The following is a 15,763-nucleotide window of genomic DNA, read 5'->3' as shown; positions in this document are numbered from 1 at the left end:
GCGGCGTTGCAGATGTCCGCAGACTAGCGGTAAACGAGGAGGTATTGAAGGGAGTTGCTACAAATGGCTACAAAAAGGCTACAAGCCGACCGATTCGAAAAACTCAGGCAGCCACCGCTCTTGTGGCGAGGGAGTTTTGATCATTCCCACGCAGGAGCGAGGGAATGCTAGAGCTTTTTGGGGCTGCTTCGCAGCCCAGCGGGGATAAATCCCCTCGCCACAGGGGTTTTGTGTTGGGCAAAAAAAAGCCCCGAACCAGTCGGGGCGTTTTTTCGAGGATGCGGCCTCGGGTGAAGCTGTTTAGCGGATACCCTCCTGGCGCAATGCGTTGGGAGTGAACTCGGCGGTGCTGGCGGTGAAGCCGAAGTCGTAGGCCGATTTCTCTTCGTTCTTCATGCCCAGCGCCAGATAGCGGCCGGACTGCAGGTCGTAGAGGGTTTCCAGGGCGTACCACGGCACTTGCTTGTCGTAGTAGTTCTCGGCATGGGCCTCGGCAACGCGCCACAGTTGGCCACGACCGTCGTAATGGTCGATCACCGCGGCTTGCCAGGTGTCTTCGTCGATGTAGAAGTCACGCTTGGCGTAGATGTGGCGTTGGCCTTCCTTCAGGGTCGCGGTCACATGCCAGACCCGACGCAGCTCGTAGCGAGCCAGGTCCTGGTTGATATGGCCGGCCTTGATGATGTCGGCGTACTTGAGCTGAGGCGAATCGATCTTGTAGCTGTTGGAGGCAATGTACAGTTCTTTCTTGCCCACCAGCTTCCAGTCGTAGCGATCCGGCGCACCGTTGTACATGTCCAGGTTGTCGGAGGTACGCAGGCCGTCGGCAGCGGTGCCCGGGCCGTCATAGGAGACCTGTGGCGCACGGCGCACACGGCGCTGGCCGGCGTTGTAGACCCACGCAGAACGCGGTTCCTTCACCTGGTCGAGGGTTTCGTGCACCAGCAGTACACCACCGGCCAGACGCGCCGGCGCGGTGACTTGCTGCTTGAAGTAGAACAGGATGTTGCCAGGGTTGGCCGGATCGAAATCCTTCATCTTGTCGCGGAACACGAACTGGTCCCTGAAGTACACCAGGCTGTAGGAGCCGTTGGGCTGCGGCGTGGCCTGGGTCACCAGGCGGGTCACGCTGCCGCCGCGATAGCGGGTGATGTGGTTCCAGATCACTTCCACACCGCTCTGGGGAATCGGGAACGGCACAGCCGTCTCGAAGTTCTCCAGACCGTTACCGCCGGACACCAGCTTGGTGTTCACCGCGTTTTTCTTGATGGAGGCATACACGTCATCCGGCACGGTGGCGCCGCGATGGGATGGGTAGACCGGCATCTTGAAGGATTCCGGGTAACGCTTGAACATCGCGTACTGGCCCGGCGCGAGCTTGTCTTTGTACTGGTCGACGTTCTGCGCAGTGATGGTGAACAGCGGCTTTTCACTGGCGTACGGGTCGGAAAGGAAACCCTTGCTGTCCACGCTGCCGGCGTTCTTGGCCATGGGTTTCCAGGCCGGGATCGAACCGTCGGCATTGCCGGCCATTTCGGCGCCCATCGGCGTCAGGCTTTTGCCCAGTTTGTCGGCTTCGGCGGCAGGCACAGCCGCCATGACGCTGGCGGCCAGCAGGGATAGCCCCAAAACACCGACCTGCAACAGACTCTTTGTTATTTTCATAGTGTGTCGTCCTGAAATACTGTGCTTAGAAGGTCACGCCGACGCTGAGCGCCAGGAAATCGCGATCGTCCACGGTGCTGAAGTCGCCACCAAAGAAGTTGGTGTAGGCCAGGCTCGCGTTGTAGGTGTTCTGATACTCGGCATCCAGTCCGAGGCTGACGGCTTTGCGGCCTTCTTCAAAGTTGGCGCCCGGGCCTGGCGAGTAGCCTTTGACGTCATGGGACCAGGCCACGTTGGGCTTGAGGTTCACACCGGCGAACACGTCCGGGTATTCCCAGATGGCGCGGGCACGGTAGCCCCAGGAAGTGGAGGTGGTGAAGCCGTCGTTGTTGCAGTTGCTGTTCACATCGGCACTGGTCTGGCCACCACCGGCCGCAGTCGAGCCATTGAGCAGGTTACAGAAACCGTTGGGCAGTTCCCCCGGACCAAACACCGGGTCACGGCCGTAACGAGCGTCGGACCTGCTTTCCAGGCCGCCCACGTAGGTCACGCCGACTTCGCCCACCAGGGTCAGACGGCTGGCGCCCATGACCTGATCCAGGAAGTGGGTGAACGTGGTCTGGAACTGAGTGATTTCCTTACGGTTATAGCCATGCAGGTCCTGACCCGGCGAGCCAGGGAGGATCGAAGCATTGCCAAGACCGGGAAGCGGGGTCACACCGGCGAAAAGAATGTCCGTGGTGCTCAGTTGCACCGGGGCGTTCGGACGATAGCTCAGTTCACCGCTCCACGCCGTACCGGTAGGCAAGGTGGTGGAGAAACTCAAACCGGAGAGACGGATATCTTCAGGGTACTCGATGAAATAGTTCGAGTTACCCGCCACCAGCAGAGGCGACAGCGCGGCGAACGCAGGCGGCAGTCCTGCTGCCAGGTCAAAGACGGACTGTGGAGCACCGGTGGCACTGAAAATCGGCGCACGGCTGTGGTAGTTCATGAAGTAGGCACCAAACTCGGTGTCCAGCGGCTCGAACATGTACTTGAACGACACGCCCCACTGGCCACTGTCACGAGCATCACGATCCGGACCGCGACGCACCAGCACGCCTTCTTCGTTGACGTTGACGCCAAGCGCCTCCGCTGGGCCCAGGGCGGCCGCCGGGAGCGTAGAGCGTTTGTTCAGCACTCGCAGGTTGTCGGTGCAACCATCGGCAACCACGTCCGGCTGCGAGAAGAACGTACCGCAGTTGTCCACCACGGTCTGGTCCCACTCCAACTGGTAGAACGCCTCGGCCGACAGGTTGTCGGTCAGGCTCTGGGACACATAGAACATGTTGACCGGAATCAGGCCTTCCTTGACCTCGGCACCAGGACGACGGAACGCCGACACGTCGACCGGGTTGATCGAGTTGATCCCGCCCTGGATGAAGGTACTTTCACCCCAGCTGACCACCTGTTTACCCAGACGAACCGAACCCGGCTGATCGCCAATGGCGTAGTTGTGGTAGATGAAGGCATCGAGGATCTGCCCGCCGGAAGACTGGGCGCCTTCCTTGCGGTTAGTGTCGCTGATGTCCTTGTACAGGCGATGTTCGTCCTTGAGTTCGAAGTCGTACCAGTACTTGCCGCGCACAAACACGCCGGTATCGCCGTACTTGAGTTCCAGATCGTGGATACCCTTGAAGATCTTCGAAAAGGTTTCCCCGCGCTTGAAGTTCAGGTGACCGTCGTCGGAGGTCTGGGACAGGCCCTTGCCGCCGTTGTTGACGCCGATCAGGTCCCTGTTGGCCTTGGCCGTGGACCAGCTTGCGCCGACCGACAGGGACGAGTCGAACTGGCCCTCGATTTCACCGATGTTGAAACTGACGCCGAATGCTGGCCCGGCGAGCGAAGAGGCGAGACTGACCGCCAGAGGCAGTTTTGCCCGGCGCCAGAACGTGTTTGCTGAGGTCATCGACGCTACTCCATGTGCTTTTATTTTTATGGCAGTCAGTATTTTCCAAGAACACTTTCAACGGCTGGGAATGGCAACGTTCCACCCCGTTCAAAGTCGCATCGCCCGTTTAGTGCGTGCGCCCCGTTCTTGAAAATCCTTAAACGGACTATAGCCAGCAGGTAGTACGGCTTGATCCCTCTAAAGTGTGATTTGCAGCCCGCGACCACTCTGGAACAGTCCTTTCGCCAGGCCGACAGATGTCGGCACGGCAAGGATGGCTGAAATTTTCGGTTTGACAAGGCAAGCGCTTGCTTGGTGGGGCTGCCGTGCCCTTTTGGACACGGCAAAAACGTTTAAAGCGTCGACAGGAAGGTGCTGTTATTGCTCTGCCATTCGGTGACGTCGATGCGGATACGCTTCTTGTCGAGCTTGCCGACGCTGGTCTTGGGAATTTCCGTAACAAGGGCGATCTGGCTCGGGATCGCCCACTTGCTCAGGTGCCCCAATTCGACGAACGGCTTGAGATGTTCCTTGAGCTCGCGAGCCCCGATCTGATGCCCTTCGCGGATGACCAGCAAGGCAAATGGGCGCTCGCCCCACTGCGGATCGGGAATCCCCACCACTGCTACTTCGCGTACCGCCACGTGACGGCTGATGAGGTCTTCCAGGTCCAGGGACGAGATCCATTCACCGCCAGTCTTGATCACGTCCTTGATGCGGTCGCGAATATCGATCACGCCCATGCTGTCCAGCGTGGCGACATCGCCGGTGTGCAGCCAGCCGCCGGCCCAGAGCTCGGCGCCCTTCTGCGGCTCGTTGAAATAACCCTCGGTGAGCCACGGTGCGCGCAGCACCAGCTCGCCCTGGGTCTCGCCGTCAGCGGGCAGGAAATGCCCCTCGGCGTCGACAATCGCCGCTTCCACCAATGGCCCTGGTACGCCGGCCTTGATCCGGTAGGTGATGCGTTCGTCTTCGCTGCCGGCCATCAATTCGTCGTTGAGGTGGGCGCAGGACACCAGCGGGCCGGTTTCCGACATGCCATAGGCGGCGGTGAGCTGGATGCCCCTGGCCTTGGCCGCTTCATACAGGCTGCGGTTCAGGGCGCTGCCGCCGATGACGATTTTCCAGCCAGCGAAATCGGTGTCCTGGGCGCCCTTGGCATTGAGGACCATTTGCAGAATGGTCGGCACGCAGTGGGAAAAGGTGACTTTCTCCTTGCGCCACAACTGGACCAGGAATTCAGGGTCATAACGGCCGGGGTAGACCTGCTTGAGCCCGAGCATGGTCGCCACGTACGGCAGGCCCCAGGCATGGACATGGAACATCGGCGTAATCGGCATGTACACGTCGTTGGTGCCCAGCAACCGCACACTGTCGATGGCGCCCATGATGGTCGACACGCCCATGGTGTGCAGCACCAGTTGCCGATGGGTGAAATACACGCCCTTGGGGTTGCCGGTGGTGCCGGTGGTATAGAACGTGGTGGCGACCGAGTTTTCGTCGAAGTCCTGGAAATCGTAGGCGGGGCTGGCGGCGGCGAGCAGTTGTTCGTATTCGCCCACCAGGTTCGGCAGGTCGGCGGTTTTTTCAGGCAGGTCGGTCAGCAGGAGGGTTTTTTCTACGGTCGTCAGGTGTCCGGCAATCGCCTGGTACAAACCGACGAACTCGCTGTTGACCAGCACGAAGCGGTCTTCAGCGTGATTCATGGTGTAGAGGATCTGTTCCGGTGACAGGCGCACGTTGATGGTGTGGATCACCGCGCCGATCATCGGGATCGCAAACATGCATTCCAGGTAGCGATGGCTGTCCCAGTCCATCACCGCCACGGTATCACCGGCCTTGACCCCGGCCTCGGTCAGCACATTGGCCAGCCGCGCGACGCGTTCGATCAGGGTCGGATAGCTGTAGCGCAACTGGTCGCGGTAAATGATCTCGCGGGTTTTCTCGTAACGCGCACCGGACATCAGCAGCCGCTTGATCAGCAGCGGGTATTGATAAGCGCCTTCGGCTGGAGGAATAACGCGAGTCTGCAACATAAGAGTCCCTTTTCTGACTGCACGGTCTTGGCTGGAAGTAAGCACTGTAGAGCGCCGGTACGCGGATCAAATCAGCCAAAGGAATGATTTGATCCGCCCGCAAATACTGGCCTTGAGCCACTTAAGCGCACGTTTTGCACGCATTATGTTGGTTAAACCTTGTCAGAGCTGGATCCAGCAGCGAGCATAGGTGTCAACGTTGTTACAAAAGCCTGTAGGGAAGTACTCTCGCAGGCTCACCCGATACCACCCGCCTTTTGCAGAGAACAATGAGCACCGACCTGACTTCTTCCCCGGCCATCGCGCCACAGAGTGAGCCGCTCGTGTCGATCGTGGCCCCTTGCTACAACGCCGAGAAATACCTGGAAGAAGCGATCCACAGCATCTTTGCCCAGGATTATCCGAACGTTGAGGTCATCGTGGTCGATGACGGCTCCACCGACAATAGCCTCGCCATGCTCCGGCAGTTGCAACAGACCTACAACTTCCAGTTGTACTCCCAGGAAAATCAGGGTGTCAGCGCGGCGCTCAATCACGGGCTGAAATACGCCAAGGGCGTTTACATCTCGACCCCGGACCTTGACGACATCATGTTGCCCCACTCGGTCGGGCTCCGTGCCCGATACCTGGACGAGCATCCGCAGGTCGGTTGTGTCGGCGCGCTGATCATCTACATGGACAGCGAAGGCCACACCATCAAGGCGCAACAACGCGACCACATCCAGGTGCATACCTTCGACGACCTTCTACGCAGCGCTGCGGTAATCGGCGCGCCAACAGCGCTGTATCGCATGAGCGCACTTCGCGACGCCGGCTTTTATGATCCGCTGCTGCGGGTCCAGGATTTCCAGATCACTTTGCGGATCGCCCACAAGGGTTATGAAATTCATGAATTGCCGGTTTGTGTGACGCGCTATCGACGCCACCCCAATAACCTGTCGAGAAAGTACCGGTTGATGCTCAAGGCCGACCTGCAGGCTATCGAGCCCTATCGGGCCCATCACGCCTACGGTGCGGCTCGTACTGTGCTGGTTCACAAAGCGCTGAAGTACGCGGTGGTCGAAGACCGCAAAGAAGCCTGGCGGCTACTGCGCAGCATCCCGTGGCGCCACCTGAACGCAACCAGCCTGAAACGCTTCAAGCGACTGGTCTTGCGACGCCCGACAGCGAGGCCTCGACCTTGAATTTTTTGAAAAAGCTCAAAGAGCGCAAAGTACGCAAGCATCTCAAGCGCCTGGAGAAACTCGAGAGAGCGCCGGAAAAAATCCGTTTGCGCTATCCGAAATACCAGATTGGGGTGGGCACGTATGGCATTCCCGAAGTCATGGAGTTCGGCGACGACACGATCCTCAAAGTCGGGTCTTATACGTCGATCGCTCAAGGCGTGAAAATCCTTCTGGGTGGCGGGCATCGCACCGACTGGGTCAGCACCTTTCCGTTCCCGCTGATGATCGAAGAGGCCCAGGGTATCCCCGGCTGCAACCCGACCAAGGGCGATGTGGTGATTGGCAGCGACTGCTGGATCTGCGCCGAAGCGATGATTCTGTCCGGTGTGACCATTGGTCATGGCGCCGTGGTCGCAGCCGGCGCCGTGGTGACGCGCGATGTCGAGCCATACGCCATCGTCGGCGGCAACCCATGCCGGTTCATTCGCTGGCGCTTTGAGGAACCGGTGCGTCAAGCCTTGCTTGAGTCAGCCTGGTGGGACTGGCCGATGGAAGAGGTCAAGGCGGTGTCGCCATTGCTGTGCAGTGACAACATCGACGCCTTTCTGGAGTACGTTCGTCAACGCCCCTGACCGTCCCCTCCCTGGTGTGGGGACGATCAGAAGTAGGATCAAACGATCAACGCATCTCGGTAAACGCCAATTTGACGCCAATGGCAACGAGTACCGCGCCCATGGTCCGGTCGAACCAGTGGCCCATGCGGGCGAACCCGGCGCGCACTCGCTGCTGGCTGAACAGCATGGCCACCAGGCAGAACCACACTGCCGTCGCCACCGCCAGGTAAACGCCGTAACCGGCCTGGATTGCCAGGGGGGTATGAGGGTTGATGACCACGGTGAACAGCGACAGGAAAAACAGCGTCGCCTTGGGGTTCAGGCCGTTGGTGACGAAGCCCGAGGTGAACGCGCCACGGGCGGTACGTTGGCCGGCCTCCTCGTGCAGGTTGTCCGCCGTCGGCTTGACCGGTTGCGCCCGCAACGCCTTGAAGCCGATGTACAGCAGGTAGGCGGCGGCGGCCCATTTCAGCGCGTTGAACAGCACGATCGATTGCGACACGATCAGGCCAATGCCCAGCAGCGAATACCCCACATGCAGGAAAATCGCCGTGCCCACGCCCAGCGCAGTCCAGGTTCCGGCGCGGCGACCATGGGTCACGCTCTCGCGCACCACCACGGCAAAATCCGGCCCGGGGCTGGCCACGGCCAACAGGTGGATCAGGGCGACGGTGAGGAATTCGGTGAGGTACATGGGGACTCCTTGGCTAGCTCAATCTCAAGACAAACATCAACTGTGAGTGAGGGGCTGTGTGGGAGCAAAGCTTGCTCCCACACACATCTGATAGGCTCGCCACATTACGCCTTCGATTCCTGCGATAAAAGGTACAGCTGATGACGAACAACGGCCGCGCAGTTTTCCTCGACCACCCTTCCCTGGACCTCGGCGATCTGGACCTGGGACCACTGCGCAACTGCTTCAGTGAACTGCAACTGTTCGCCCGCACGAGCCGGGATGAAGTGAGCGAGCGGCTCAAGGGCGCCACGGTGGCGATCACCAACAAGGTCGTGATCGATGCGACCGCCATGGCCGCCAACCCCGAGCTGAAGCTGATCCTGATCAGCGCCACCGGCACCAATAACGTCGACCTGGACGCCGCGCGCCAACACGGCATAACAGTGTGCAACTGTCAGGGCTACGGCACGCCGTCGGTGGCCCAGCACACGATCATGCTGCTCTTGAATCTGGCGACGCGCCTGGGTGATTACCAAAAAGCAGTCGGCGCAGGTCGGTGGCAGCAGGCTTCGCAGTTTTGCTTGCTGGACTATCCCATTGTCGAACTGGAAGGCAAAACCCTCGGGCTGTTGGGTCATGGTGAACTGGGCAGCGCCGTCGGACGACTGGCCGAGGCCTTTGGCATGCGCGTGCTGTTGGGGCAGATCCCCGGACGCCCTGCTCGTCCCGACCGCTTGCCTCTGGATCAACTGTTGCCGCAGATCGATGCCCTGACCTTGCACTGTCCTCTCAACGAACACACGCGCAACTTCATCGGCGCCCGGCAACTGGCGCAGCTCAAACCCGGCGCCTTTGTGCTCAACACCGCCCGCGGCGGCCTGATCGACGAACAGGCCCTGGCCGATGCCTTGCGCAGCGGCCATTTGGGCGGCGCGGCCACCGATGTACTGAGCGTGGAGCCACCGACCCAGGGCAATCCGCTGCTGGCCGCCGACATTCCGCGGTTGATCGTCACGCCCCACAACGCCTGGGGCAGCCGCGAGGCGCGGCAACGGATCGTTGGCCAACTGACGGAAAACGCCCAAGGTTTTTTCAGCGGTACAGCGCTACGAGTCGTCAGTTGATAAACTGCCGCACTTTTTTTCAAGGAGCAGACCATGGATCCGCGCAGTGAAGTACTGCTTCGTCAGGCCGAGTTGTTTCAGGGTTCGGTCCTGCTGGCCGGCCTGCCCGCCGACGATCTGCTCGGCCGCTTGCCCCAAGCCCATGGCTGGTGCTGGCACGCTGGTGATCAGGCCGCGCTGGATGCCCGTTTCCCCGAGCGCAGCCACTTTGGCGTGAACGTGCCGACCCGTGAGTTCGAGACCGCCGTGGTGTTCCTGCCCAAGGCCAAGGACCTGACCGACTACATCCTCAACGCCGTGGCCTCGCGCCTGGCCGGTCGCGAGGTGTATCTGGTGGGGGAAAAGCGCAGCGGCATCGAAGGCGCGTCCAAGCAGCTCAATGCCTTCGGCAAGCCGCGCAAGCTCGACAGCGCGCGCCATTGTCAGCTATGGCAGGTCACCGTGGCCGACGCCCCCGCGGCCAAGCCTTTGGAAAGCCTCGCCCAGACCTACGAGCTGCCCCTGGCCGAAGGCGCACTGAAGGTCATCAGCCTGCCGGGGGTGTTCAGCCACGGTCGCCTGGATCGCGGCAGTGCGCTGTTGCTGGAACACCTGGATAAACTGCCCAGCGGCCACCTGCTGGACTTCGGTTGTGGCGCCGGGGTGCTGGGGGCAGTGGTCAAGCGTCGCTATCCGCACAACACCGTCACGCTGCTGGACGTGGATGCGTTCGCTGCCGCCAGCAGCCGCCTGACCCTGGCCGCCAATGGTCTGGAGGCCGAGGTGCTGACCGGCGACGGTATCGACGCCGCGCCCATGGGATTAAGCGCGATTCTAAGCAACCCGCCGTTCCATGTCGGCGTGCACACCGACTACCACGCCACGGAAAACCTGCTGCGAAAAGCAGCGAAACATCTGAAAAACGGCGGCGAACTGCGCTTGGTGGCAAACAGTTTCCTCAAGTATCAGCCGCTGATCGAAGAGCATCTGGGCGTGTGCGCGATCAAGGCCGAAGGCCAGGGTTTTCGCATCTACCGGGCCAAGCGCGGCTGAAGCAAATTTAAGAAACAGCACTTGCCCAATCGGATTTGCCTAGGCAGAATCCGCTCCGTCCTAGGGGAGTAGTCTCCCGCGAGCGCCACGCTCGCCCGGCATACGTCAACATACTTGGTCAGCAGACCATGGCGTATGCGGCCCAAGCGTCCACGCAGATGGTCGCTGGGTTTGACAAGACCTATGACACGCACACCTTACCCGGGGCGGGAAGGCTGTACGTGTCATAGCCGTGTCGACCCGCCCCTCTAGGAATCACCTGATGCTGGACTCTTTCCTCGTACCTACCGCTATCGTTGCGCTGGCCGAAATCGGCGACAAGACGCAACTGCTCGCGCTTATTCTCGCGGCTCGCTTTCGCAAACCCTGGCCCATCATTGCCGGCATCGTTGCCGCGACCTTGGCCAACCATGCGGCAGCCGGCGCGGTGGGGGCCTGGGTCGGTAGTATTTTCTCGGACGCGGTGCTGCACTGGATCTTGGCGGTGAGCTTTGCCGCCACGGCGCTGTGGACGTTGGTGCCGGACAAACTGGACGATGACGAAGCCAGTACGGCCCGCAAGTTCGGGCCATTCCTGACCACGCTGATCGCGTTCTTCCTGGCGGAAATCGGCGACAAGACCCAGATCGCCACAGTGATGCTCGCCGCGCAGTACCCGGAACTGTGGCTGGTGATCATCGGCACCACCGTGGGCATGCTGATTGCCAACGTGCCGGTGGTATTGGCCGGTAACTTCGCCGCTGAAAAGCTCCCCCTGACGCTGATCCGCCGCCTGGCCGCCTCGGCGTTCTTGGTCCTGGCGATCGTGGCGGTGTACAAGGCGATGCAGAGCAGTGGGTGGGTTTGATCGGGTAGGTGAGTAATACCGCGTTATCGTTCATCGCGAGCAGGCTCGCTCCCACACTGGCTGCGGGTGTTCACAAGAATATCGAACACGGCCAATCTCTTGTGGGAGCGAGCCCGCTCGCGATAAACGATGACGCGGTCTGATTGAAGTCTGCGTCGCCTCTGTCGCGAGCAAGCTTTGCTCCCAAAACGATGGTTACTTTCTGGCCTGCTGATACAGCGGCATCACCTTCGGAATCGCCGCCTGCAGCGACGCGATCCGGCTGCTGGAGGACGGGTGGGTGCTCATGAATTCCGGCGGCGCGCCTTCCGAAGCCTTGGCCATCTTGTTCCACAACGTGATCGCGGCATTCGGGTCGTAGCCGGCGCGAGCGGCCAGTTCCAGGCCGATCAGGTCGGCTTCGTTCTCATTGCCGCGACTGTTGGGCAGGGTCATGCCGTAGTTGGCCACGGTATCGGCCAACGCCAGGCTGTCCTGGCCCAGACCGAACAATGCACCGGCGCCCTGCTTGGCCATTTCGATGCCGTAGGCCTTGGACATCGCTTCGCGACCGTGCTCGCGCAAGGCATGGGCGATTTCGTGGCCGATGATCGCGGCGATTTCATCGTCAGAGAGCTTGAGCTTGTTGATCAAGCCGGTATAGAAAATGATTTTGCCGCCGGGGCCGCAACTGGCGTTGAGCTCATCGCTCTTGATCAGGTTCACTTCCCAGTTCCATTGCGCCGAATCCGGGCGGAACACAGGTGCCTGAGCGATCAGCCGACTGGAGATGGCCTGGACGCGCTTGGCATCGCTACTCGTCTTGTCCAATACACCCTTGGCGCTCGCTTCGCCCATGGTCTTTTGGTAGGACTGGGCATACATCTGATTGACCTGGTCGGTGGACAGCATGCTGAACATGTATTGCTTGCGCTCCACGCCCACGGCTCCGCCGCTGGTAGTGTTGACCGACTGGCAACCGGCAAGCAGCAAGCCCACACTCAGTGCACTCACCATCAATATCTTGTTCATGTAAGAAGCTCCCTGGAAACGTGGGCGTATCCTAGGCGCTGATTTGTATCGGCGCCAGATACATAGCGTGGGATTACAGTTTTTTCAGACAGACCCTACTCCAGTCCATTTACGACACCCACAAAGCCAAAACAGTCATCCGACGAACAGCGCCTCATGCTGGGCCAAAGAATCGCCGATACAGGCTTCAGACGTCATTCCCGCGTCCGGAGCCTTTATGAAATTCAAATCGATCCAGTTTTCCGTGGCCGCTCTGGCCGGCGCCATCATCCTCAGTGTGGTCGGTGCCCTGGTGCTGTACGCGCTGTTTGCCGGCGCCCGCACCCAGGACATGGTGCAACAGCGGACCAAGGCGCAGTTCGAGCATCTGATCGAACAACGCCTCGACGCGCTCGCCCGCACCCAGGCCAGCCTGATCCAGCGAGAACTGGAGGCACCGCTGTTGCTTGCCCGGGGCCTGGCGACCACCAATGCCTTGATGGGCATGAACGGCCCGGACGGCAACGCGCAATTGAAGGTGCCCCGCGAGCAGATGATCAGCCTGCTGCGCGAAACCGTGGTGCGCAACCCGAAGATTCTCGGCGCCTACATCGCCTGGGAACCGAACGCCATTGACCACGACGACGCCAATTACGTGAACAGCCCGGTGCTGGGCATGGAAACCGACGGGCGCTTCCTGCCGTGGTGGTTTCGCAACCAGGACGGCACCCTGGGCCTGGAAAAGCTCGCCGATGTGACGGACCAGAAACTGCTGTCCACCGGTATTCGCGCCAGTGAGTACTACCTGTGCTCCCGGGACAGCAAGAAAGCCTGCGTGATCGACCCGGCGCCTTATCGCGTTGGCAACACCATGACCATGCTCGCCTCGTTCATCGAGCCGATCATGGTCGATGGCAAGTTCCAGGGCATCGTCGGCGCCGACCTGTCGGTGAACTTCATCCAGGACATGCTCGTCGCTGCCGACCGCGAGCTGTATGAGGGCGCCGGGGAAATGGCGTTGCTCTCCAGCAACAACCGCTTGGTGGCCTTCACGAAGGACCCGTCCAAACTGGGAGAAAAGGCCAGCGACCTGCTGGACGCCAATGAACTGGACAACCTGTCCAAGCTCAGCGTCGGCCAGGTACGTTACGACGTCGATGAAGCCCATGGGCATATCGAGGTGTACATGCCGTTCGGCATCGGTGAAACCCAAGCCCGTTGGACGCTGATGCTGCAACTGCCACTGGATGCGGTGATGGCCGAACTGCAAGCGTTGCAAAAAGACCTGGATGCGCAACGCCAGACCGACATCTTCGGCATGGCCATGGTGGGCCTGGTGATTGCCGGCATCGGCCTGCTGGTGATCTGGCTGGTGGCCCACGGCATCGCCCGTCCCCTCAAGCAAATGGTGGCGATGCTCGATGACATCGCCCAGGGCGAAGGCGACCTGACCCGTCGGCTGGTGAGCGACCGCGCGGATGAACTGGGTGCGATCGCCAAGGGCTTCAATACCTTCCTGAGCAAGTTGCAAGGGATGATCACCCAGGTCGTCACCTCGGTGCAGAGCGTCAGCGATTCCTCGGAGCACACTGCCGACATCGCCATCCGCACCAACCAGGGCGTGCACAAGCAAATGGTGGAGATCGATCAGGTCGCCACCGCCGTGCACGAGATGACCGCCACCGCCCAGGACGTGGCCCGCAACGCGACCCAGGCCGCCCAAGCCGCTGGTCACGCAGACCAGGCTGCCAGCCAGGGCATGCAGATCGTGCGGGACACTTCCACCTCCATCGGCGCCCTGGCCGTGGAAATCGGCAAGGCCGTGGGCGTGGTGCAGGCTCTGGCCAAGGACAGTGAGAACATCAACGCGATTCTCATCGCCATCCGCGGGATCGCCGAACAGACCAACCTGCTGGCCCTCAACGCGGCCATCGAAGCAGCTCGCGCCGGTGAACAGGGGCGTGGATTTGCGGTGGTGGCCGATGAGGTGCGCAACCTCGCGCAGAAAACGCAGCAGGCCACTGAAGAAATCCAGACGATGATCCAACAGTTGCAACAAGGCACCCGGGATGTGGTGCGGGTGATGGAAGACAGCCAGCACCGCACCGATGAAAGCGTGCAACACGCAGCGAAAGCGGCCCAGGCCCTGGAGACCATCACCCAGGCGGTGTCGGTGATCAACGACATGAACACCCAGATCGCCAGCGCCGCCGAGGAACAAAGCGCGGTGGCCGATGACATCAACCGTAACGTGATCAACATCGGGCAAGTGGCAAATGAAGTGGCGGGCGGCGCGGACGAATCCAGCGCGGCCAGTGCGGATCTGACCAAACTGGCGGAGCAGCAGCGGCGGTTGATCAATCAGTTCAAGGTTTGATCCTAGGGCCCCATCGCGAGCAGGCTCGCTCCCACAAAGGGTTGGTGGCGAACACTCTCTCTAATGTGGGAGCGAGCCTGCTCGCGATGGGGCCAGCACAGGCGCCTCAACACTCAAGCCGGAGTCAGGCACTCCGGCCCGTTGAGCTTCGGATCATTGACCATGTTGGCCAGTACCCGCTCGCGCAGTGCCGCCGGCTCACTGGCCAGCAAGCCTTGCAATACATGCAAGGGCGTCTCGGGATCGAGCCACAGGCGCTGGCCCTCTTCATCCAGGATCAACGGCCGACGCTGCCCTGCCGCCGGCTGGGTGATGACTGCGGTGCTCAGCCACACCTGTTCCTGCACGGGATAGGCTTCCCAGATCGCGGCGAAAAACAACGAAGAGCCCTCACCCGGCGTCAACCAGTAAGGGCGTTTGCGCGTGCCACCGCGCCATTCATAGAAGCCGTTGGCCGGCAGCAGGCAACGGCGCAGGCGCAGGGCCTCACGAAACATCGGCTGCTCGGCCACGGTTTCGGCCCGGGCGTGGGCCGGGGTACGGGACAGGTCGGTCAGCCAGGGCGGCGTGAGGCCCCAGCGGGCCCGGGCCAGTTCGCGCTGCCCCTCAGCGCCGGCGCGCAGCATCAGCACCGAATCGTTGGGCGAAATATTCCACTGGGCCTTCTGGTCGGCGGGGAAGCCGGGCAAGGCCGCAAAGGCGGGGTTCCAGCGAAACAGGGCATAACGTCCACACATGGGGCAACACGACTCTTGATCAAACGGTCGCCAGCCTAACAGACCAATGTGCCGGGGTAACTGTCCGGCTCATCGCCGGGCAATGGCAACGCGGCATTGTAGGCGGCGATCAGCTCCCGGGCGTATTGCGCCTGGTCGTCCTCCACCGCCAGTCCCAGCAGGCCATACATCGGCAACTCGCCGGCGCCGCCCACCAGGTCACGGCCCACCAGGTGGGCGGTGATGCCTTCGCTGGCGAGCATGCCCTGGAGCAGTTCGCCTTCCATCAGGTTTTCCAGCTCGTAGATTCGCTGCATGGACGTCCCCCATCATTCGTTTTCACTGAAGACTTCCAGATGCCATTCTTCATCGTGGACCTGCAGGACAAATGTTATCGGTCGGCAACAGACCTGACAGTCCTCGATATAGGTCTGATCACCGCCGGACAGGTCCACCAGCGTTTCCACTTCCTCACCACAATACGGACATTCATACGGAGCGGTTTCCAGCATCGCGGTCTCCCAGGTGACTTGTGCGTATAATCGCCGGTCTATTTGCAGGGCTATTTTTGTCTGGCGGATCTTCCAGGCCGTGCCCTGTCGGTTTTTCGATCGAACCTTTACTTACCCTAGCCGTTTCCTACAAGA

14 protein-coding genes, 1 pseudogene and 1 riboswitch are annotated in these 15,763 nt (G+C 60.9%); of the genes and pseudogenes, 7 read left to right on the top strand and 8 right to left on the bottom strand.

Annotation, left to right across the window (positions count from 1 at the left end; genetic code table 11):
* Positions 1-300 precede the first annotated feature (300 nt).
* The 3 genes from PSH91_RS04800 to PSH91_RS04790 form a co-directional block, all read right to left on the bottom strand.
* On the bottom strand, positions 301-1,665 hold the full coding sequence (locus tag PSH91_RS04800) for a DUF1329 domain-containing protein (RefSeq protein WP_047229433.1): 1,365 nt from the start codon (positions 1,663-1,665) through the stop codon (positions 301-303).
* Between the two features lie 25 nt (positions 1,666-1,690).
* Positions 1,691-3,556: a DUF1302 domain-containing protein gene (locus PSH91_RS04795; protein WP_305467455.1), complete on the bottom strand. Its 1,866-nt coding sequence runs from the start codon at positions 3,554-3,556 to the stop codon at positions 1,691-1,693.
* A gap of 335 nt (positions 3,557-3,891) precedes the next feature.
* The gene (locus tag PSH91_RS04790; RefSeq protein WP_076386273.1) at positions 3,892-5,574 is read right to left on the bottom strand and encodes a fatty acid--CoA ligase; all 1,683 of its coding nucleotides are present in this window, start codon (positions 5,572-5,574) and stop codon (positions 3,892-3,894) included.
* Positions 5,575-5,843: 269 nt separating this feature from the next.
* Between PSH91_RS04790 and PSH91_RS04785 the strand changes: the two genes are divergently transcribed.
* Positions 5,844-6,758 carry a glycosyltransferase gene (locus tag PSH91_RS04785; RefSeq protein WP_305467452.1) on the top strand — a complete coding sequence of 305 codons (915 nt, stop codon included), beginning with the start codon at positions 5,844-5,846 and terminating at the stop codon, positions 6,756-6,758.
* Positions 6,755-7,372 (top strand): CatB-related O-acetyltransferase, encoded by a 618-nt coding sequence (locus PSH91_RS04780; RefSeq protein ID WP_305467450.1) that lies wholly within the window; start codon positions 6,755-6,757, stop codon positions 7,370-7,372. The genes PSH91_RS04785 and PSH91_RS04780 overlap by 4 nt, the downstream gene beginning before the upstream one ends.
* A 46-nt stretch (positions 7,373-7,418) precedes the next feature.
* Here the strand turns inward: PSH91_RS04780 and PSH91_RS04775 are convergent, their stop codons facing one another.
* Positions 7,419-8,048: a LysE family translocator gene (locus tag PSH91_RS04775; RefSeq protein ID WP_305467449.1), complete on the bottom strand. Its 630-nt coding sequence runs from the start codon at positions 8,046-8,048 to the stop codon at positions 7,419-7,421.
* 140 nt (positions 8,049-8,188) lie between these two features.
* Between PSH91_RS04775 and PSH91_RS04770 the strand changes: the two genes are divergently transcribed.
* From PSH91_RS04770 to PSH91_RS04760, 3 genes are all read left to right on the top strand, one after another.
* Positions 8,189-9,154 carry a 2-hydroxyacid dehydrogenase gene (locus PSH91_RS04770; RefSeq protein ID WP_047229429.1) on the top strand — a complete coding sequence of 322 codons (966 nt, stop codon included), beginning with the start codon at positions 8,189-8,191 and terminating at the stop codon, positions 9,152-9,154.
* Positions 9,155-9,187: 33 nt separating this feature from the next.
* Positions 9,188-10,186 (top strand): class I SAM-dependent methyltransferase, encoded by a 999-nt coding sequence (locus tag PSH91_RS04765; protein ID WP_305467448.1) that lies wholly within the window; start codon positions 9,188-9,190, stop codon positions 10,184-10,186.
* Positions 10,187-10,237: 51 nt separating this feature from the next.
* A riboswitch (yybP-ykoY riboswitch) is annotated at positions 10,238-10,358 on the top strand.
* Positions 10,359-10,448: 90 nt separating this feature from the next.
* Entirely contained in the window at positions 10,449-11,033 is a 585-nt protein-coding gene (locus PSH91_RS04760; RefSeq protein ID WP_047229427.1) for a TMEM165/GDT1 family protein, read from the top strand.
* A 195-nt stretch (positions 11,034-11,228) separates the two neighbouring features.
* Here the strand turns inward: PSH91_RS04760 and PSH91_RS04755 are convergent, their stop codons facing one another.
* Entirely contained in the window at positions 11,229-12,044 is an 816-nt protein-coding gene (locus PSH91_RS04755) for a M48 family metallopeptidase (protein ID WP_305467446.1), read from the bottom strand.
* 217 nt (positions 12,045-12,261) lie between these two features.
* Between PSH91_RS04755 and PSH91_RS26685 the strand changes: the two are divergent.
* Positions 12,262-13,494 (top strand): annotated as a pseudogene (locus PSH91_RS26685) (methyl-accepting chemotaxis protein); the annotation flags it as partial.
* Between the two features lie 63 nt (positions 13,495-13,557).
* Complete coding sequence (locus PSH91_RS26680; RefSeq protein WP_370695187.1) at positions 13,558-14,400, top strand: methyl-accepting chemotaxis protein; 843 nt, start codon at positions 13,558-13,560, stop codon at positions 14,398-14,400.
* Positions 14,401-14,513: 113 nt separating this feature from the next.
* Here the strand turns inward: PSH91_RS26680 and PSH91_RS04745 are convergent, their stop codons facing one another.
* Genes PSH91_RS04745 through PSH91_RS04735 form a run of 3 tightly spaced genes read right to left on the bottom strand, consistent with a single transcriptional unit; the run spans position 14,514 to position 15,628 of the window.
* On the bottom strand, positions 14,514-15,137 hold the full coding sequence (locus PSH91_RS04745) for an SOS response-associated peptidase (protein WP_047229424.1): 624 nt from the start codon (positions 15,135-15,137) through the stop codon (positions 14,514-14,516).
* Between the two features lie 35 nt (positions 15,138-15,172).
* Positions 15,173-15,433 (bottom strand): putative signal transducing protein, encoded by a 261-nt coding sequence (locus PSH91_RS04740; protein ID WP_014340166.1) that lies wholly within the window; start codon positions 15,431-15,433, stop codon positions 15,173-15,175.
* 12 nt (positions 15,434-15,445) lie between these two features.
* Positions 15,446-15,628, bottom strand: a complete 183-nt coding sequence (locus tag PSH91_RS04735; protein ID WP_047229423.1) for a CPXCG motif-containing cysteine-rich protein — start codon at positions 15,626-15,628, stop codon at positions 15,446-15,448.
* Between the last annotated feature and the right edge of the window lie 135 nt (positions 15,629-15,763).

Source organism: Pseudomonas sp. FP1154 (assembly GCF_030687245.1).
GTDB classification, from domain to species: domain Bacteria; phylum Pseudomonadota; class Gammaproteobacteria; order Pseudomonadales; family Pseudomonadaceae; genus Aquipseudomonas; species Aquipseudomonas rhizophila.
Note: the sequence above shows the minus strand (reverse complement) of the source record. Positions and strands in the feature narration are given on the sequence as shown.

Excerpts from the sequence above, each read along its gene's own strand:
- PSH91_RS04745 (WP_047229424.1), bottom strand. The coding sequence starts at position 15,137 with ATGTGTGGACGTTATGCCCTGTTTCGCTGGAACCCCGCCTTTGCGGCC.
- PSH91_RS04760 (WP_047229427.1), top strand. The coding sequence starts at position 10,449 with ATGCTGGACTCTTTCCTCGTACCTACCGCTATCGTTGCGCTGGCCGAA.
- PSH91_RS04755 (WP_305467446.1), bottom strand. The coding sequence starts at position 12,044 with ATGAACAAGATATTGATGGTGAGTGCACTGAGTGTGGGCTTGCTGCTT.
- PSH91_RS04790 (WP_076386273.1), bottom strand. The coding sequence starts at position 5,574 with ATGTTGCAGACTCGCGTTATTCCTCCAGCCGAAGGCGCTTATCAATAC.
- PSH91_RS04770 (WP_047229429.1), top strand. The coding sequence starts at position 8,189 with ATGACGAACAACGGCCGCGCAGTTTTCCTCGACCACCCTTCCCTGGAC.
- PSH91_RS26680 (WP_370695187.1), top strand. The coding sequence starts at position 13,558 with ATGATCACCCAGGTCGTCACCTCGGTGCAGAGCGTCAGCGATTCCTCG.
- PSH91_RS04795 (WP_305467455.1), bottom strand. The coding sequence starts at position 3,556 with ATGACCTCAGCAAACACGTTCTGGCGCCGGGCAAAACTGCCTCTGGCG.
- PSH91_RS04775 (WP_305467449.1), bottom strand. The coding sequence starts at position 8,048 with ATGTACCTCACCGAATTCCTCACCGTCGCCCTGATCCACCTGTTGGCC.
- PSH91_RS04765 (WP_305467448.1), top strand. The coding sequence starts at position 9,188 with ATGGATCCGCGCAGTGAAGTACTGCTTCGTCAGGCCGAGTTGTTTCAG.
- PSH91_RS04800 (WP_047229433.1), bottom strand. The coding sequence starts at position 1,665 with ATGAAAATAACAAAGAGTCTGTTGCAGGTCGGTGTTTTGGGGCTATCC.
- PSH91_RS04735 (WP_047229423.1), bottom strand. The coding sequence starts at position 15,628 with ATGCTGGAAACCGCTCCGTATGAATGTCCGTATTGTGGTGAGGAAGTG.
- PSH91_RS04785 (WP_305467452.1), top strand. The coding sequence starts at position 5,844 with ATGAGCACCGACCTGACTTCTTCCCCGGCCATCGCGCCACAGAGTGAG.
- PSH91_RS04740 (WP_014340166.1), bottom strand. The coding sequence starts at position 15,433 with ATGCAGCGAATCTACGAGCTGGAAAACCTGATGGAAGGCGAACTGCTC.